The following is a 19,045-nucleotide window of genomic DNA, read 5'->3' on the forward strand; positions in this document are numbered from 1 at the left end:
GTATTAACGGTTGAGCTGACTGCCATGAACTGAATAGATTTTCGAACTCCATGGTGAGTAAGCTTTCTTCACTTTTTGGATTGTTAGGATCGTTGACTCTTCATCATGTGCTTCTGCCATATAGTGGTAAACTGCTGCAGCAATTGCTGCATTGACTTCACCAGAAACTTTAGTGGCATTGATAAGCATTTCTTCATCATCCTTTTTGATCACAATCTGCTTTGGCTTGTTGATCTTTTCCATAACGATCGGCACCAAATAGGTGAATGAGATAAAAAGAAGGAATAATAAGGTTAATGTAAAGAATACTAGTCCTACTCCAACCAATGTGATCACTAATCCTTCGGTCAAGCCGAATTGTGTTACTTGATCTTCCATATTATTATTTGATTAAAGTGGAATATTAGAGTGCTTCTTAGGAGGATTAACTTCTTTCTTCGTCGCTAATACTTCTAAACCTCTACAGATTCTGAATCTTGTATTTCTTGGCTCGATTACATCATCAATAAATCCGTACTTAGCTGCTTGATAAGGATTAGCGAATTTCTCAACGTATTCTTCCTCTTTATCTTGCATGAATTTCGCTCTCTCAGCTTTATCTTCGATTGAACGAATTGCTCTTCCTTCTAATACCTCTACAGCACCTTTAGCACCCATTACTGCAATTTCGGCAGTTGGCCATGCGTAGTTGATATCACCTCTTAATTGTTTAGAACTCATTACGTCGTGTGCTCCACCGTATGATTTTCTAAGTGTAATAGTGATTTTTGGAACTGTTGCTTCACCGTAAGCGAATAATAATTTGGCACCGTGAAGGATAATACCGCCATATTCTTGACCTGAACCTGGTAAGAAACCTGGTACGTCTACTAATGTTACGATTGGAATATTGAATGCATCACAGAAACGAACGAAACGTGCAGCTTTTTTCGATGCTTCAATATCAAGTACACCCGCTAAGAATGAAGGTTGGTTGGCAATAATACCTACTGGACGACCGTTGAAACGAGCAAAACCTGTAATAATGTTTTTCGCATAAGCTCTGTGCGTTTCTAAGAATTCCTCATTATCAACAAGTAAGTGAATAACATCTAGCATGTTATATGGCTTGTTAGGATCATCAGGAATTACCTCATTCAGTTTATCCTCAATTCTTTCGATTGGGTCATTACAAGGGATTTGTGGTGGCTCTTCAAGGTTATTTGAAGGTAAGAAACTCATCAACTTACGGATTAACAATAATGTCTCCTCATCGTTTTCAGTCATCATATGAGCTACACCTGATTTAGAAGCGTGCATGTTAGCACCACCCAAATCTTCTACAGAGATCACCTCACCTGTCACTGATTTCACTACTTTAGGACCAGTTACAAACATGTATGATGTTTGGTCTGTCATAAGAATAAAATCCGTAAGCGCTGGAGAGTATACCGCACCACCTGCACAAGGTCCTAAGATTGCAGAAATCTGAGGTACTACACCTGATGCCATGATGTTTCTTTGGAAGATTTCAGCGTAACCCGCAAGAGACCTAACGCCTTCTTGTATACGAGCTCCACCTGAATCATTCAAACCAATAACCGGTGCTCCTACTTTCATTGCTTGATCCATTACTTTACAGATCTTTTGTGCAAATGTTTCTGAAAGTGAACCTCCGAATACTGTGAAGTCTTGTGCGAATACATAAACAACTCTACCGTCAATAGTACCGTGACCTGTCACTACACCATCTGATAAATATTGTTGTTTTTCCAAGCCGAAAGATTTCGTACGGTGCGTTACAAACATATCGTACTCCTCAAAACTACCTTCATCTAAAAGAAGGTCAATTCTCTCTCTGGCTGTTAACTTACCTTGACTATGTTGCTTGTCAATTCTTTTTTCACCACCACCTAAGCGGGCTTGTGATCTTTTTTCTACAAGTTCTCTAACCTTATCTCTGTTAGTTCCCATTGATAATTCCCAGCGGGTATTTGTCAAATATTTAACTACACTTTTTACAGTGTATCTAATTCATTTTACTGTGATGTAAGAAAGTCAAGGCAATAACCGTCCAGCCCTGTATTTTTACAGGTTTAGAAAAATCAATTTTAATCTACTGTTAAGATAGCATCGTTAAGCCTTTATGGGAGAACGATTACTGCTCATGACGTGCCTTAGCCTCTTTTTCTTACTTTTAGTAGTCGTATCATTTAACTACTGAGGTTTGGGTAACTTTCTTTTATTTGTAAGAGGTCACCCATTTGGTTACACTACTTTATGTACTTGGTAGGTATTCAAAAGTAATAGCTTATTTCTTCTCGCAAAGTTCAGTAAGAACTCCATGAGTTGATTTTGGATGCAAGAAAGCAATATCTAATCCCTCTGCTCCTTTTCTTGGTGTTTTATCTAATAAACGAACGCCTTTTTCTTCAGCATCTTCAAGATTCTTTTCGATATCTTTTACTGCAAATGCTAAGTGGTGCATACCTGGCCCTTTTTTAGCGACGAATTTTCCGATTGGACCATCTTCTGATGTAGACTCTAAAAGCTCAATTTTAGTATCTCCTACTTTAAAGAAAGCAGTTTTCACTTTTTGCTCTTCTACTTCTTCAATAGCATAACATTTAAGCCCTAATACTTCTTCGTAATACTTAATTGACTCTTCTAAGTTTTCTACTGCTACACCAATGTGCTCAATGTGTGATATATTCATTTCTTGTTGCTTTTAATAGTAAGTAATAAAAAAGGCGTGATAAGCTTGTTGACCTTTATTATGTATCGTAAAAGTCATACAAAAAGAAATTGTTTGTGATAACATTCATCATCTAAATAAAGATTAAAATCATAAAAACTGTTTTCTCTCAAAAAAACAAACGATTTAAACATATTTATAAATCTGAATATCAACTAATTACACTAGAGACAAATATCATCTTTCGGCTTATTTAGAAATAGTAAAAAAAATTAAAAAATATTAGAAATTGTATTATGAACACAATTAATACCTTTTTAGAAGAATTGTATGTAGCTTTGTAAAGGTAAAAACAGTGATAGGCTTCTTCTCATTTATTATAAAAAAAATAAATACCCAGTTCCTAATTTATAACATATAAATAGATTGGGTTAAGTACAAAATCAAAATTATCTAATTCTATTTATTGTTTTGCGATTACTTCCTTCAAAAAACTTTCAATAGAACCACTATTAATACGTTTTTTAGCGTTGTACTCACAAAAAATAAATTAGAATTAACTATGATTTATTTTTGACTTTGTACTTAAATGAATTATTCAACATAAAACCGTTCTTCTTTTACCATGAGATATAAAAGAAAAAAAAGACTTAGTGCACAGGAATATGCTGATGGCATTATAAATGGTAACAGAATAATATTAAGTAGAGCCATTACAATTATTGAAAGTAAATTACCTGCTGATGTTATTTTGGCAGAGGAAATACTTGAACTCATTCTTCCTCATACTGGTAATACACTTAGAGTGGGTATTACGGGAGTTCCTGGTGTTGGTAAAAGTACCTTTATTGAATCTTTTGGGAAATATATCACTTCAAAAGATATGCAATTGGCGGTATTGACCATAGACCCAAGTTCACAAATCAGTGGAGGTAGTATTTTGGGGGATAAAACCCGAATGGAAGAATTATCCAATGATCCATTAGCCTATGTTCGTCCTTCTGCTGCAGGAAGTGCTTTAGGAGGCGTAAATCATAAAACAAGAGAAACGATGTTGCTTTGTGAGGCGGCAGGTTTTGATGTTATTCTTATTGAAACAGTAGGTGTTGGTCAGTCAGAAACTACTGTAAAAGGAATTGTTGATTTCTTCTTGCTGTTAATGCTTGCCGGTGCAGGTGATGAACTGCAAGGCATCAAGAGAGGTATTATGGAAATGGCTGATGCGATTGCCATTACTAAATGTGATGGAGACAACGTACATCGTGGTAAAATGGCAAGAGCGAGTTATCAGAATGCATTGCACTTATTCCCTCCTGCTGAATCAGGCTGGGCTCCAAAAGTAATGACCTGTTCTTCTGTACAGAATGAAGGTTTGGATGAAATACTAGAGAATATCTTGAAGTTTGAGAAAGAAATGAAAGAGAAAGGCTTCTTCCAATCCAACCGTCAGAGTCAAAACTTACATTGGATGCACGAAACTATCGATAACCACCTAAAAAGAGCTTTCTATACCAACGAGTCAGTGGAAGGCAATCTAAATCATTTGGAGAATCAAGTAATTCAAAATAAATTGCCGGCCATTGCAGGTGCAAGAAAATTATTGGAATTATTTAACCAAACGAGAACAGAAGATGATAAAGATATGGCATAATCCAAGATGCTCGAAAAGTAGAGAATCTTTGAATTTATTGAAGGAAAATGGTGATGAAGTGGAAGTAAGAGAATATTTAAAAGATACTCCTTCTAAAGCTGAAATTGAAGAAATTCTTTCGATGCTTAACATCTCACCTTTAGCACTTATCCGTAAAGGAGAAGCCATTTATAAAGAAAATTTCAAAGGCAAAGAACTTACTGACGAGGAATACATCAATGCCATGGTAGAATATCCAAAATTGATCGAAAGACCTATCGTTATTAAGGATAACAAAGCAGTTATCGGTAGGCCTCCTTCATTGGTATTGGATTTATAAAAATTTTTAAAGAAAAGGTTCAAGGGTTTGCTCTTGAGCCTTTTTTGATGGCTATTTTGTGATTTGATCTAAATAAATCACGGCAAAAGCAAAGTACATTTTCACATTTCCCTATTCCATTTTCATTCTTTTAATTCGTACATTTGTTCAAAAGAAAGTTACAAAGATGCTACAAGAAAAATATATTAATCCTTTTACCGATTTCGGCTTTAAGCGCTTATTTGGACAAGAGCCAAGTAAAGCTATTCTTATGGATTTTTTAAATGAGCTTCTTCGTGAACATGAAGGGGAAATTAAGTCGATGACGTATTTGAAAAATGAACATTTAGGAAGTGGTGAAATTGACAGAAAAGCTATATTTGACTTGTATTGTGAGAATGAAAGAGGCGAGAAATTTATTGTTGAACTGCAAAAAACAAAGCAAAATTTCTTTAAAGACAGGGCCTTGTATTATTCTACTTTTCCGATTCAGGAACAAGCTAGAAAGGGAGCAGAATGGAACTATGAACTGAAAGCTGTTTATACTGTTGCTATTTTAGATTTTGTCTTTGAAGAAGATAAGGGTAAAAATAAATACAGATACGATGTGAAGCTAACCGATATAGAAACCCAAAAAATCTTCTATGATAAGTTAACTTTTACGTATTTGGCTATGCCTAATTTTAATAAAGGTTTATCTGAATTAGAAACCAAATTTGATAAATGGCTTTATGTCATTAAAAACCTCTCCAAATTAGATGAACGACCTAAAGAACTAAAAGGTAAAATATTTGATGCTTTTTTTGAGACGGCTGAAGTTGCTAAAATGACTAGAAAAGAATTGATGAGTTATGAAGATTCTTTAAAATATTATAGAGATTTACATAATTCGTTGGATACGGCTAAGGAAGAAGGTATTGAGGAAGGAATTAAAGAAGGAATTGAGATTGGAGAGAAAAGAGGAATTGAAATCGGAGAAAAAAGAAAAGCTATTGAATCAGCAAAATCAATGCTTCTAGATGGGCTTGATATTGATAAAGTAGCACTATATTCTGGTTTATCTATAGAAGAAGTAAAGAGTATTAAACTCTAATTCGACTACAGTGACAAACTATTTTTCTTAACAAGAGCATAAAAAAAAGCCAGTCCTATTTCAGAACTGGCTTCAATATTTTAAAGAAAATATCTTAGTCTTCCTCTACATAATTGTAAGATGGTGTTGCCGGTGCAGTCATTTGCTCTTTTTTAAGCAATTCTAACTTCTCTTTCTCTTCTTCAAGCTGATAACGAATTTCACTCTTCTGTTTAGCTAATTCTGCATCTCTTTTTTTCTTCTCCTCGCATGTACCTGCATACCAATGTCCCACTTTGGCCTTATTAGCATTGTAAGGGTTTTTGTAATCTTCTCCATCACAACCACAAACTGGATCTTCAGAGAAGTTGTACGTTACTTTTCTATCTTCCCCTTCTGGTATTTCACAATTAAAGCTTCTCAATGTCTCAATGTCTTTCTGAGCTAAAGGAAGAGACGTTTTCATTGTACGAGTACACTTCGTTGGGTAATAGACTGTTTTATCAAATTGATAAGCATGGGCGTAAACCAGGAACTCATCACCCTCAAAATAAACAAAATCACATGAGGAGTATTCAGCCCTCAGGTATACTTTTCTTGATGGGTATAAAGAGCCTTTCCAATATTCTGAAACGACCATACCTATTCGATCGTAACCTTCTTCCATGGCTTGTACTTCAAATACTTTTCCTACAAAAACGGCTTCAGATTCCTTGTATGCTTGCTCAATTGAGACACTTTCTCTTATACAATCACAAGGAATAAATTTATCATCTACCCATTGTCCTTGTTCAGTATCACCATTAATGTAAAGCATGATACCTTTTCCGTTTCGCTTTCCTTTGGACCAGTTTCCTATGTATTGAGATCCATTAGCGTAGTAGTGAATACCTTCACCACTCACTTCATTTTGGATCCAAGTTCCTTCGTGTCTTTCACCTGACTTAGTAACTAAAACACCTCTACCATGCATTTTTCCATCTAAGAAACCACCTTGATAGATATCTCCATTTGCCCAAAGGTAAACACCCAATCCATACGGTACTCCTTTATCAAAATTACCTTCGTAACTATTACCGTTTGCGAAAACAAGTTTTCCTTTCCCCTCCATCATATCATTTCTCCACTTTCCTTGATAGACAGTGCCGTCTTCCCATGTATACGTGCCGTATCCGTGTCTCTTGCCATCACCATTAAACTGCCCCACATACTTATCTTTATCTGGATTCTCACTAATCTGAGCTTCAACATTAGAGAATTGTAGCGTAAATAATATTGATAGAAGTAAAGGGAAAATCGATTTTCTATTTGTAAAAATAAAATCTAAAGAGGTTCTTTGTTTATTAAAGATTGTCATAATTTAGTATTGATCGATATTTAATGACGATTGAAATCAAAATATTTCATTCTGCTAAAATGCTAAAAAAATAATATGTTCAGATATTTCTTCTCCTTTATTATTACATTATTTATCACTTTTTCACTTCAAGCTCAAATTGTTTGCTCAAATGCCAGCAAAATCGCTTTGGATAAAAGAATTGAGGAACTTAATAAAATGAAAGTAGACACTTTTAATATTCCTCTAAGGGAAGGTAATATTGCCCGTATTTTTTTAGACACTCCTTATTTAGAGAAGACACTCGAAATAGGAAAAAAGGAGGAATTGGTGATCAATTTTGTAGGTTTTGATTGTACAACTTTTGTTGAAAGTGTCACAGCAATGAACTTACTTTTTAATCATGCACCTTCATTAAGAAACTTAAATCATTATGCTTCTATCCTAGAACGTTTAAGGTATAGAAATGGTCAATTGACAGGATATGGCAGTCGATTGCATTACTTTACAGAATGGGTATTAGACAATCAGAAAAAAGGCATTTTGAAGGATATGACACTGGAGATTGGTGGTCAAACTTATGATAAAAAAATCAATTTTATGAGTACTCATATTTCCTCTTATAAACGATTAATTGATAATGACTCTGCCCTCAATACGATAAAAGTTGCCGAAACCACGATTAACCAACACCCACTATCTCAAATTTACATTAAAAATATTGCTTCAGTTGAGGCTAAAATTAAAGAAGGTGACATCATTGCTTTGGTCACTAAAATTAATGGTTTGGATGTCTCTCACGTTGGAATTGCAGTGAAGAAGTTAGACAGAATTCACCTGCTCCATGCCTCACAATCCTCTGGTAAAGTAGTCATTACCAATAAACCACTAGCAGAATGGTTAAAAAATAGTAAGCTAAATACAGGTATAACTGTTGCTAGGCTCAACCCCTAATTTAATATTCATTAATATATTTTTATTAATAATTATTGATCAAAATCACTCCAAATAATAATAGTTACAGATAGGAAACTAAAAATCTATCTTTCATATTTGCACATGTAAACAAAGGGAATTTGGTGTAAATCCAAGACAGTCCCCGCTACTGTAATTCTTACCTATTGGGTTAGGTTGATGATTGGCCACTTTCATTTTTGATGGGAAGGCACATTGTAAAAGAAGAGTCAGGATACCTTTTTTACTGTTTTATCTTCGGGTGCAAAGTATTTTTTACAATGAGTCAGTTATCCAATAAATTAGTTGTTATAATCGCCTTCTTATTTACATTAAGTTGTAATACTACCGAACAAGGCAACACTAATTCTGCTAAGCAACAACAAGAGACAGCGTCTACTATCAGTAGTCCTGTACAATATGCAAAAACATTCAACCTAGAATATAAAGAAGGTTACAAACTCCTTCAACTCATTGACCCCTTCTCTGAATATAAAAAAACAAGTACGTTTGTTTTGCTTCCTCACGGTGCAAAAACTCCACAAGGATTTAAGAAAAATCAAATCATAAGAGTTCCTGTCAAGAAGGTAATCACGACTACCACTGCTCAAACCTCAATGATGGAAGAGTTAGGTAGTATTGACTGCATCAAAGGTTACATTTCAAAAGACTACATGTATAGTCAAACCGTTGTAGACCGTATGGAAAGTGGAGAAATCATCACAGTGGGCTACGACATTGCGAATAACACCGAGAAAATCATTGCTTCAAGTGCTGATTTGGTAATGGTAGTAGGCAGTAGCACTACTAATTCTTCTTCCTTCCCTATCCTAAACAAAGTCAATATTCCAGTATTAGCCAATACGGATTGGCAGGAAAACCATTTATTGGGCAGAGCAGAATGGATTAAGGTATTTGGTGCACTTTTGAATAAAGAAAAAGAGGCCAATGCGATTTTTGAAAAAGTAGAGCGTCAATACAAGTCTTATTTAGAAGTTGCAAAAACGGCTAAAACACATCCTTCTGTTATTTCTGGCTTACCTTACAAAGGAATGTGGTCAGTGCCTGGAGGAAAATCTTATTTAGCCATTGCTTTTGATCAAGCTTCAGCAGATTATCCTTGGGCTGCAACTACACAAACAGGAAGTATTCAACTTGATTTAGAAGGTGTTTATGCCAAAGGCGGACATGCTGATTATTGGTTAAATGTAGGTCAACTCACTACGTTAGAAGCACTTCAAAATAGTGACTCAAGGTATTTGAAATTCAATGCCTTTAAAGAGAAAAATGTTTATAATAACAATAAAAGGTTAAGAAACGGAATGGCTAACGATTATTGGGGTACAGGTATGGTACACCCTGAATTGATCATTGCCGACCTTATTAAAATCCTCCACCCTGATCTTCTCCCGGATCACCAACTTTTCTTCTATCATAAATTAAAGTAGAAAATGAAATTCTATATTTTCATGACATTCCTTCTGCTATGCTTTTCTCAAAGCTATAGTCAGACCTATAAATTGCCAGATAGGGAGTTAAAAGAAGTTGAAATTGTATCGAAATCCATGAAATATTACAGTCAGGGTTCGAATATTCAAACCATTGATAGTACAGAGATTCAATTTCACAATGAAGGAACTCTTGCTGCTCTATTGAGAGATAAAGCTTCAGTATATATCAGAGAATATGGTGCTCCTGGGCAATTGACAACAATCTCTATGCGTGGTATGTCTCCCACAAATACTGCAATAATGTGGAACGGTATCAATTTGAATTCCATGACATTGGGGCAAACAGACATGTCAACAATCAATACATTCTACTTTGATAATGTTGATCTTCAATACGGTGCTAGTTCTGCTCAATATGGTACTGGTGCAGTCGGTGGTTCTATTATTTTAAAAGATAACATTCATTGGGACGCTCAAAAAAATCATTTTGAGGTACAATCAGCTTACGGAAGTTTTAATCAACAATTTTATGGTTTTAAAGGAGAATACGGAGGGAAAAAGTGGCGTCACAAAACTGTAGGACTCTACCAAAAATCAGACAATGATTATCGTTTTTATAATGAACATGATAAAGAATATCAAAACGTAAACAATGCTGATTTTGAACATTACGGTATCTTACATGAAACACATTTTAAGCCGACTGAAAATCAAGAGTGGTCTATAAACCTTTGGTATACCAAAGATGATAGAAGTATTCAACCTATAATGAATGAGAATATGTCGCCTAATGACGGTTTTACGGAAAACACGGCATTTAGAGGGCTCATCAATCATCAATTACATACTGAAAAGTGGACACATGTAAGTAGTGTAGCCTATATAAAAGATAAGCTTTTCAGCGGAAGTGATGATATCATAGCAACAGAACGTATACAAGCAGATTATAGAGGAGAAACTTCATTGAGTAATTCTATTTCATTGCAAACAGGCTTTTATGTGATGAATATATGGCCCGATGTATACAAATATGATTCCAAGACTGAAGAATTCAGAGCTTCAGTATTTTTAGCCTTGCGTTTTGACATCACTAATCGATTTACAGTATCTACGGTCTTAAGACAAACATTCGTATCGAGTTTAACTCCTCCATTTACGCCATCCCTTGATCTTTCATATTCGTTATTGAACGTATATGGTAAATCTCTAACATTAAAGGGTTCTGTAGGTAGAAGTTATAGAGTGCCAACTATGAACGAGAGATATTGGGGAGAAAATTCTAATCCTGACATTGAACCTGAGGATGGCTTTAATATTGACTTAGGTATTGATTATTCACAAGATTTCCCCGGAGTTACGTTGAATGCTAATGTTACTGGTTTTTATCTTAGAACTTATAATAAAATTCTTTGGGTACCGGCTAACCCTACCTATGCCAAGAATATTAAAAATACAAGGTCATTTGGTGTCGAATCTAATGTAAATGTAAGTAATCAAAATACAGATGAATTGTTAAAATGGAAAGCTGGAATAGCTTATACGTTTACGGATGCTCAGAATACTGATAAAAACAAGCAATTAATCTATGTCCCTAAACACCTTTTTAAAGCCTTTGTTAGCCTCAATTATCATGGATGGGGATTAAATGTTGATCACAATTATGTTGGAAAAAGAACGACATCAAGTGATTTTCATAATTTAGATGCCTATCACCTTATCAATCTTGGATTCAGTAAGTTAATTCAACTACAAGACAATAATTTAATGTTGACATTAAAGGTCAACAATCTCATGAACGAGACTTATCAGAATTACGAAGAGTACCCAATGCCGGGGATCAATTATATGTTAAAAGCAAATATCACTTTTTAATAAAGAAAGAATATGAAAAACAATTACAAATTTCAACTCGTCTTTGCGTTTATCGCTATCCTTTTCACATCATGTATTGAAGATAAGGAAACAACTCCTTATGTACCTGGTTCAGAAGGATTCCATGTAGGACACTCAGGTGCTTTTGGTAAACCAAAAACATCATCAGTATCTGCAGTTTCAATGAGTGATAGTGATACGACATTTTCACACTTAGCCTATATGAGTGCAAATGGTGAAGAATTAGGCGGTAACATTGAAGGTTTTGATTCAAATGGTCAACTTACGGTGATCACAACTGCCTCAACAAGTCAAATCATTGTATGTGACACGAAAACTTTAGAAAAGAAATTTGTTGTAACAGATAGTGTTGACAACCCAAGATATACTGCATTTGATGGTAATAGAGCTTATGTTACAGTTTGGGGTCCTATTCAACCTGACTATAGCTATATTAGACCAAAAGTATTGGTAATCAATCTTACTACTGGTGAACTAGAAAATTGGTTTTCTGTTGGTTCAAATCCTGAAGGCATTGCTATTAAAGATGGAAAAATCTACGTAGCCGCTTCTTATACTCCAAATGTAGAAGTTTATAACCTTTCTGATTTAACTGCAGCTCCTGAATTAATCACTATTGACGCTTCTCCTCAACACTTTGCATTTGATGCAGATAATAACTTATGGGTATCAGCTGTAAGTGCTTGGAGCTTCCCAGTTGAGAGTGAAAACATTGGTTTAGCAAAATTGAACACAACTGATAATTCTTTAGAGACTTTAATCAACTACACTGGTATTGGTGGAGATGGTTACATCAAAGCTTCTACTGACGGATCAACAATCTTTGGTATTGGTGCAGAACCATGGCCATCTTCAACAACAGAAGTTGTTGAGTTTGATTTATCAGGAAAAAAATATGATACAATTATTTCAGGTGAAGGCTTTAAAGGAGTGGGACAAAACCCTGCTTCAAAAGATATATATGTTGCAATCACGCCTGATTATGAAAATAGTGGTTTAGTGAAAGTATATTCTGAAACTGGAGCTGAAAAAGCATCAATGGAAGTTGGTCTTGCTCCTTTCCACTTTATTTTCTACTAAAAGATATTTTGTCAAATATTAAGTGTATAAGAGCCTAGGGGTTTTATTCCTAGGCTCTTTTTATTACACCACCTTTCAAACTCCCACCACTTATAAAGTGATGAGAGTAAAAGATGAAACTTATTGATTTGTTATATCAAAATTCTGTTTAACGTTAGTGTTCTACTGTTTAGAATAATTGATACTTTACAAGCTTAATTATTGTCAACTTGATTAATAGCTCACTATTAACCTTTTGGTGATTGTTTTGCCTGTTACACTGGTGAAGGTCATGACATAAACACCGGAAGGCAATGTCATTTTATCCCCAATCATAAAACTTCTCTTTTCATTGATTTCAAAAGATGAAATTAACGTACCCAAAGGAGAATAAAGTTTTACGTTTCCACTCAGTGCGGATAATGATTCAACATTAAACTTACCAAATCGATTGGGATTAGGGTAAATATTTAAATCAAAAGCATTTAGGTCTTCTGATTCACCACTACTCTTTATTCGAGCAGAAGAAGAGGCACAAGCTAAATCAGCTTCCGCTTGTGTTTCAAAACATTGATCGCACCCTTGTATTGGTCTACAAGGAGGGCATTTCACTGTGATTGAGACAACATCTTGGGCAACAACAGTTCCAATAGTGCTCATCAAGAAAATGGAGAGATATATTATTATTTTCATTATTGATATCGATTAAAGAGATTCTACAAATTTTACTACCGCTTGTTTTTCTTCAGTTGTCAAAGCCTCATAAGCTGCTCTAGCTCCTGCTGCTTCACCTCCATGTTGCATAATCGCTTGATCTGTTGTGGTAGCTGATCCATTGTGCATAAACAAGAGGTTTCTACCATTTCGTTCTAGAAGTTGTAAGTTGTAATACAATCCCCAAAGAGCAGGTGTTCTGTAAGATCCACCTGTACCAACATCGTGTAATTTCATATCAGTGTAAGGACGAATCACTAAGTCTCTTAACTCTTTTGGAGCATCATTTCTCGTTTTCTGAGTTTCAGTATGACAGCCTGCACAACCCGCTTCTAAGAATTTAATATGACCTAATCCTACTGCAGGATCATCATAAACACCTTTGGATCTTGTCGGTACAGTTAAGAATTTCGTGTAGGCCACAATTAAATCGACATCCTCTTGTGTAATCTGATTTGGATCACTCGCATCAATACCATGATCATTTAACAATGCTGCTACTGTCTGACTTTCTACCGTAGGTTGAGAACCATCCCAAGTTAATCCTACCTCTGCACCTGCAATCCATTGGAGTAAACCAACCCCATACACTGGTGGTGGAAGTAACATTCCTTTTGGTGTGCTGACTAATTCTGAACCTCTACCATCTCTAAAGTGACATGTTCCACAAGTTGTAGATCCAATTTTCACCTCTCCCAGTACTCTATTGTCTTGCTGACCATCACCTTGTCCTCTATGTCGTACACCATGGAATAAGTGATGCCCTTCCAAGAAATCATCTACATCATCATCGTCCTCTAAAGTGATTAGATGTTGAGTAAATACTGCATCCTGTTCCTCTTTCGTAAACTGTCCAGAACCTGATAAAATCATATTACTAGAGGCTTTCCCTGCCATAGATAAACGAGGATCTCCAAATGTATTGAAACCTTGTCCTACCACATAGTTCTGGAATGTATTGTAGTGTTGTGCTCCTTTACTCCATGGCACTCCGTCTACCAAAGCAGTAACTGCGGTAATTTCATAAGAAATGATATTACCATAATTCACGGTATTAATATCTGACCAAGGGTAAAGATCTCCTCCTTCATCCAAAGTTGGACCACCTGGTGCTATATATGCAGAATAAGAAGGTGTTGAAGCACCACCTTTCGCCAAAAACTCCATTCTTCGGACAGGGATTCTGTTTCCTCCTTCCCAAATCAGTTTATCTTTATCAGGTAGGTTGTCTTGATCTTTGTGACGGATGGTATAATCTTTTGTAGAATATAAGAACTGCTCAAAACGGACATTATCTGAACCGTCTGTTACCACTGTTTCGTATCGATCCAATGTTCTTAATAATGAGCCATTGTGTGAGGCATCAAAAATAGCCTCTGTAATACCATCCTGAGGATGAGGGTGTCTAAAACGCATCCAACTTGCTCCCTTTGAAGTGATTGTTGGTCGATTATCAGGGTCTACTCTTTCTCCTTTAGTTGTAAATAAACCTGAGTAATGCCAAATATCAGCTGGATCATACGTATTCATCTGTGTATTACGCTTATAACGGAAGAAGTAGTAATAATCTCCTGCTCCTACACATTCTTCTGGTACTTTTGCTTGGAAATCATCTCCCAATTCAGCGGTGTAAAATGTTACTTGGTTACATGAGCAATGCATTTCAAAAGAACCTGCATTAGTTTGCATCTGATCCAAAACACCTGGGCCAACATTTACTGAAACCTCTGTTAAATCTTCACTCAAATCAAAAGACCATCCATGTTCCCTAGCAGGGCTTCCAATGGTTGGAGTCGGTAATGCTGGTGCAGGATAAACCACCAATGGTATATCTCCACAAGGGTCTTCTTCACAAGGTGCACAAGGTCCTCCACAATCTACTCTTGTTTCTCCTTGATTTCTAATACCATCATAACAAGTTGGTAAAGGTCCACCTTCTTTAATGGTAACTTCTCCCAAGTTAATTGGACATTCTCCTCCATCACCCCAACGTACAACTATATCATAGGTACCTGGTGACATATCTGCTAAAGTAAACCATTGGGAATCATCTTGTTTTATGTGAGGATAAGTTACACCTCCATCTAAAGAGAATTCCAATACAGCTCTTCCCTCTACATCATCAAAAGCAAAAGTGATCGTACCATCATTCTCGTTTTCAAATGACTCATTTGTACTTGAAATGGTAGCATTTGGATTGGGTGTGCCATTACAGACTAGATCACATGAGATACATTCACTACCACCACAATCGACACCCGTCTCATCTCCATTCTGAATACCATCGTCACAAGTTGGACATGGCGCACAACTCAATCCACCACAGTCAACACCCGTCTCGTCTCCATTCTGAATACCATCATTACAGGTTGGAACAAAATAACATTGTGTCACTTGAGCTACTTTTTCTTGCTCATTACTACCTTGTACTTTAATAGTATAGTCCACTCCTGCACTTACAGTCACATTTCTTTTATAATATCCATCTTCTTGAACATCTGGAGGGTAACAACCTCCATTCAAACACAAGTACAACGCAGTTCCTGCTTCTTCACTAAAATATAAAATGCCTTGTCCATCCACGATGGTAAGACCAAATTCACTACATGTTCCTTCTCCAGTTCCACCTGATTGACAAGGTGTACATGAACCTCCACAATCTACGCCTGTTTCATCACCATTTTGAATACCATCTGAACAAGTATCTACTACTTCCTCTTTCACTATCCACCAAGAACCATTGGCTCCTTCACCATTGATATCTCCTTCGTTATTATCTCCTGAATAATAATAAAGGGGTTGTCCATTGAGTGTCAATTGTAATTGACCATCACAAGTACCACTTAAACCAAATTCACCAGTTACTCCATTTGGTAAACGTGATGGTAAGTTTAGATTCAGTTTAGCATCTGTCACAACATAAGGCCAGCTTTGAGCACATCCTCCTGTACAGTTCGTAAATTCACTATTATCACTTGTCCATGTATAAATCGTCTTGGCAGGCTGATCATCATATTTGGCAATTAAATATTCACCGTATTCAGGTGAAGTTGCAATAGAAATAACAAGTTCTTTTGTTGGTTCAGGGTTTACACATTCCAAACAAACTCCACCACAATCAATACCAACTTCATTTCCATCTTTCAAACCATTTTCACATGATCCTACGGCAACTGTTCCCAATTGGATTTCACATTCATCATTTGACCAACGTGCAGTCAGATTATAAGCACCGGATGCTTTATTATCAATTGTCAAAGATTGTTCTGTCAAAGCCACAGTATAATCTGTATTATCTAAATTAAATGTAATGGAGTCATAATCATTATTTACATTATCAAAATTGATAGATACACTACCATCTAAAGCTCCATTAGAAGTTTCATTGATCGTTGATACACTTCTAAAAACATTCGAAAGGTCATTTAAACCTGTACATGGTTGGGGTTCCCCTACTACAAACTTCACTTGATCAATATTAAGTGCATTATCTCCTGTTTGATATACAATAGAGAAATCATCACCAGCATTCATCACCTCTTGGATCACAATACTCTGATAACTATTGACCCATGCTCCTGTCGCTGTAAAAGTTGCATTTCCTTTGTCAATACCATTGATAAAATAAGAAATTGCTCCGCTTTGTTCTGATGCATAAACGATTTCTACTGAAATAGCATTAGGCGTATTTTTAATTTCAAAACCAGCTCCTTGTGATGAAATATAAGCCACACCTTGACCTCCTGATGCTGACAAGTCACTATATAAACTTGCTCCTCCTAAAATTGTCGCTGCTTCGGCTTCAATAATCACCTCAGTACCTGAATCGACCTGACAAGGTGTACAAGACCCGCCACAATCAATACCTGTTTCATCACCATTCTGAATACCATCATCACAAGTCGGTAAAGGTTCAGTTTGGCAAGGTGTACATGATCCGCCACAATCAATTCCCGTTTCATCACCATTTTGAATGCCATCGTCACAAGTTGGTAAAGGTTCGGTTTGACAAGGTGTACATGATCCACCACAATCAATTCCTGTTTCATCACCATTTTGAATGCCATCATCACAAGTTGGTGTAGAAGCCCCCTCTTCTGTAGCCACTACAGTATAGACGGGCGAGATGAATTGACCGTTAGACGCTGCAATTTTAATTTGAATATCATACGTATTACCTGCTGTAATATTGGAAGTGGGTCTTTCCCATCTATTTCCAATTTTTTCACCGCTCCTACAATCTGCCCCCAAGCAAATGTAATTCCACCCACCGGTCCATTCGGGTTGATGTTCAAAATAGATCACGGCATCGCCAGATGCTTTCACTTCTATTCCATAACCTTGGGCAAAGCTTGAGATGTTGAAAGAGAGTAATAGTAAAACAGTGCAAAGAGAAAACTGCTTTAAAAGTTTGAGTAAAGAATATTGAACCAACATGGAACAATATCCTATAAAGTTTTTCATCAACATAACTGATTTTTAATTCATTAAAAAAGATTCCATACCACTATTCATAGTTAAGTGTTGCTGAAAGGTAGCATACGAGAATCCTTTTCGAATTATGTTGATGTACTACAAATCTACTGATAATAATACGTTAATAGTACACTTGAAAAAACACATCCTTTTTACACAACGTCACTTAAAAATTTCAATTACTTCAAATCAGATTGAGTAGTTTAAAAATGGAGCTACATGAGAAAAAGGGCTTTTTTAGACGTATATAATACGTTTTAATCGAATATCCAGAGTATTTGACGTAGTTACACAATTACTTCTATACCAAAAAAGAGAGGGAATTATCAATAAAAAATTACTTCTTTGATGACGTTTGTTCCCAAATTATTCACACTATTTTAATTACTTTCACCTCCAAAGAAATCAAAGAACATGTTTAAAACATGTATCACTAAAATCATAAACATCAAATGAAAAACAGAATTTGTGAACTTTTTGATATTCAATATCCAATTATTTCAGGTGGAATGGTATGGTGTAGTGGCTGGAAATTAGCTTCTGCAGTGAGTAATGCAGGTGGCTTAGGATTAATTGGAGCAGGATCAATGCATCCTGAAACTTTTTTGGAGCACGTTCAACAATGTAAAAAAGCAACTGATAAACCTTACGGTGTAAATATTCCTTTATTCTATCCTGAAGTGGATAAACTAATGGAAATTATTATTGACGAGAAAGTTCCTATTGTATTTACATCGGCAGGAAGCCCTAAAAAATATACAGCATTTTTAAAGTCACATGGCATCAAAGTAGTACAAGTTGTGTCATCACTGAAGTTTGCCTTGAAATCTCAGGATGCAGGCGTAGATGCGATTGTAGCAGAAGGATTTGAGGCAGGAGGTCACAACGGTAAAGAAGAAACGACAACACTTTGTTTGATTCCACCGATTGCTGAACAATTGGAAATACCTGTCATTGCCGCAGGTGGTATTGGCTCTGGAAAAGCAATGTTGGCTTGTTTTGCTTTAGGTGCTGAAGGTGTACAAGTAGGGTCTCGTTTTGCGATTACCAAAGAATCATCTGCTCATGATAACTTTAAAAATAAAGTAGTTGAAGTCGGTGAAGGTGAAACGGTCTTAACATTAAAAGACTTAACCGCTGTAAGATTAATCAAAAATAAATTCTATGAGAGAGTTGCGGAAGCGGAAGCAAGAGGTGCCTCGAAAGAAGAGTTAGTCGAAATTCTTGGTAAAAGAAGATCTAAAAAAGGTATTTTTGAAGGAGATTTAGATGAAGGTGAAATTGAAATTGGACAAGTTTCCTCACAGATTGATTCTATTAAGTCAGCTGGTGAAGTGGTCTCTGAAATGATGGAGGAATTTAATACAGCCAAAAATCAATTAATAAATGGGTAATTAATCCATTTATGTTGTAAATTAATATTCTAAGCATGTTTTGAGTATTCTCTTGAAACATGCTTTTAAGTAT

The 19,045-nt window shown here is 35.8% G+C and carries 14 protein-coding genes and 1 riboswitch; of the genes, 8 read left to right on the forward strand and 6 right to left on the reverse strand.

Annotation, left to right across the window (positions count from 1 at the left end):
• Positions 1–3: 3 nt before the first annotated feature.
• The 3 genes from PL77_RS00140 to mce form a co-directional block, all read right to left on the reverse strand.
• A complete protein-coding gene (locus tag PL77_RS00140) occupies positions 4–378 on the reverse strand; it encodes an OadG family transporter subunit (RefSeq protein WP_044200484.1) in 375 nt (124 codons plus the stop codon).
• Between the two features lie 12 nt (positions 379–390).
• Positions 391–1,953: an acyl-CoA carboxylase subunit beta gene (locus PL77_RS00145; protein ID WP_044200486.1), complete on the reverse strand. Its 1,563-nt coding sequence runs from the start codon at positions 1,951–1,953 to the stop codon at positions 391–393.
• 337 nt (positions 1,954–2,290) lie between these two features.
• Positions 2,291–2,695, reverse strand: a complete 405-nt coding sequence (mce, locus tag PL77_RS00150) for a methylmalonyl-CoA epimerase (protein WP_044200488.1) — start codon at positions 2,693–2,695, stop codon at positions 2,291–2,293.
• A gap of 604 nt (positions 2,696–3,299) precedes the next feature.
• Here mce and meaB point away from each other — a divergent pair.
• The 3 genes from meaB to PL77_RS00165 all read left to right on the forward strand — a co-directional run bounded on the left by meaB (position 3,300) and on the right by PL77_RS00165 (position 5,716).
• On the forward strand, positions 3,300–4,325 hold the full coding sequence (meaB, locus tag PL77_RS00155; protein ID WP_044200490.1) for a methylmalonyl Co-A mutase-associated GTPase MeaB: 1,026 nt from the start codon (positions 3,300–3,302) through the stop codon (positions 4,323–4,325).
• Entirely contained in the window at positions 4,306–4,644 is a 339-nt protein-coding gene (arsC, locus tag PL77_RS00160) for an arsenate reductase (glutaredoxin) (RefSeq protein ID WP_044200491.1), read from the forward strand. Before meaB ends, arsC begins: the two co-directional genes overlap by 20 nt.
• Before the next feature lie 166 nt (positions 4,645–4,810).
• Positions 4,811–5,716, forward strand: coding sequence for an Rpn family recombination-promoting nuclease/putative transposase (locus PL77_RS00165; RefSeq protein ID WP_044200494.1), 906 nt, complete (start codon positions 4,811–4,813; stop codon positions 5,714–5,716).
• Between the two features lie 94 nt (positions 5,717–5,810).
• On the opposite strand, the gene PL77_RS30035 is transcribed toward PL77_RS00165, so the two are convergent.
• On the reverse strand, positions 5,811–7,052 hold the full coding sequence (locus PL77_RS30035; protein ID WP_052444048.1) for a hypothetical protein: 1,242 nt from the start codon (positions 7,050–7,052) through the stop codon (positions 5,811–5,813).
• Positions 7,053–7,127: 75 nt separating this feature from the next.
• Between PL77_RS30035 and PL77_RS00175 the strand changes: the two genes are divergently transcribed.
• From PL77_RS00175 to PL77_RS00190, 4 genes are all read left to right on the forward strand, one after another.
• On the forward strand, positions 7,128–7,985 hold the full coding sequence (locus tag PL77_RS00175; RefSeq protein ID WP_044200495.1) for an N-acetylmuramoyl-L-alanine amidase-like domain-containing protein: 858 nt from the start codon (positions 7,128–7,130) through the stop codon (positions 7,983–7,985).
• Between the two features lie 64 nt (positions 7,986–8,049).
• Positions 8,050–8,247, forward strand: a riboswitch (cobalamin riboswitch).
• Between the two features lie 19 nt (positions 8,248–8,266).
• Complete coding sequence (locus tag PL77_RS00180; RefSeq protein WP_063768985.1) at positions 8,267–9,433, forward strand: ABC transporter substrate-binding protein; 1,167 nt, start codon at positions 8,267–8,269, stop codon at positions 9,431–9,433.
• A gap of 3 nt (positions 9,434–9,436) precedes the next feature.
• Positions 9,437–11,308, forward strand: coding sequence for a TonB-dependent siderophore receptor (locus PL77_RS00185; RefSeq protein ID WP_044200499.1), 1,872 nt, complete (start codon positions 9,437–9,439; stop codon positions 11,306–11,308).
• A 12-nt stretch (positions 11,309–11,320) separates the two neighbouring features.
• Complete coding sequence (locus tag PL77_RS00190) at positions 11,321–12,409, forward strand: DUF5074 domain-containing protein (protein ID WP_044200502.1); 1,089 nt, start codon at positions 11,321–11,323, stop codon at positions 12,407–12,409.
• A gap of 213 nt (positions 12,410–12,622) precedes the next feature.
• Here the strand turns inward: PL77_RS00190 and PL77_RS00195 are convergent, their stop codons facing one another.
• Complete coding sequence (locus tag PL77_RS00195; protein ID WP_082026330.1) at positions 12,623–13,081, reverse strand: T9SS type A sorting domain-containing protein; 459 nt, start codon at positions 13,079–13,081, stop codon at positions 12,623–12,625.
• 12 nt (positions 13,082–13,093) lie between these two features.
• Complete coding sequence (locus PL77_RS00200; protein WP_172665779.1) at positions 13,094–17,566, reverse strand: di-heme oxidoredictase family protein; 4,473 nt, start codon at positions 17,564–17,566, stop codon at positions 13,094–13,096.
• 464 nt (positions 17,567–18,030) lie between these two features.
• Between PL77_RS00200 and PL77_RS00205 the strand changes: the two genes are divergently transcribed.
• Positions 18,031–18,972, forward strand: a complete 942-nt coding sequence (locus PL77_RS00205; protein ID WP_044200508.1) for a nitronate monooxygenase family protein — start codon at positions 18,031–18,033, stop codon at positions 18,970–18,972.
• Positions 18,973–19,045 lie beyond the last annotated feature (73 nt).

Source organism: Flammeovirga sp. OC4 (assembly GCF_000812565.1).
Classification (GTDB): Bacteria; Bacteroidota; Bacteroidia; order Cytophagales; family Flammeovirgaceae; genus Flammeovirga.

Bases quoted from the DNA above. Each gene is read 5' to 3' on its own strand.
- meaB (WP_044200490.1), top strand. From the start codon at position 3,300: ATGAGATATAAAAGAAAAAAAAGACTTAGTGCACAGGAATATGCTGAT.
- PL77_RS30035 (WP_052444048.1), bottom strand. From the start codon at position 7,052: ATGACAATCTTTAATAAACAAAGAACCTCTTTAGATTTTATTTTTACA.
- PL77_RS00195 (WP_082026330.1), bottom strand. From the start codon at position 13,081: ATGAAAATAATAATATATCTCTCCATTTTCTTGATGAGCACTATTGGA.
- PL77_RS00205 (WP_044200508.1), top strand. From the start codon at position 18,031: ATGAAAAACAGAATTTGTGAACTTTTTGATATTCAATATCCAATTATT.
- arsC (WP_044200491.1), top strand. From the start codon at position 4,306: ATGATAAAGATATGGCATAATCCAAGATGCTCGAAAAGTAGAGAATCT.
- PL77_RS00145 (WP_044200486.1), bottom strand. From the start codon at position 1,953: ATGGGAACTAACAGAGATAAGGTTAGAGAACTTGTAGAAAAAAGATCA.
- PL77_RS00190 (WP_044200502.1), top strand. From the start codon at position 11,321: ATGAAAAACAATTACAAATTTCAACTCGTCTTTGCGTTTATCGCTATC.
- mce (WP_044200488.1), bottom strand. From the start codon at position 2,695: ATGAATATATCACACATTGAGCACATTGGTGTAGCAGTAGAAAACTTA.
- PL77_RS00180 (WP_063768985.1), top strand. From the start codon at position 8,267: ATGAGTCAGTTATCCAATAAATTAGTTGTTATAATCGCCTTCTTATTT.
- PL77_RS00165 (WP_044200494.1), top strand. From the start codon at position 4,811: ATGCTACAAGAAAAATATATTAATCCTTTTACCGATTTCGGCTTTAAG.
- PL77_RS00185 (WP_044200499.1), top strand. From the start codon at position 9,437: ATGAAATTCTATATTTTCATGACATTCCTTCTGCTATGCTTTTCTCAA.
- PL77_RS00140 (WP_044200484.1), bottom strand. From the start codon at position 378: ATGGAAGATCAAGTAACACAATTCGGCTTGACCGAAGGATTAGTGATC.
- PL77_RS00200 (WP_172665779.1), bottom strand. From the start codon at position 17,566: ATGAAAAACTTTATAGGATATTGTTCCATGTTGGTTCAATATTCTTTA.
- PL77_RS00175 (WP_044200495.1), top strand. From the start codon at position 7,128: ATGTTCAGATATTTCTTCTCCTTTATTATTACATTATTTATCACTTTT.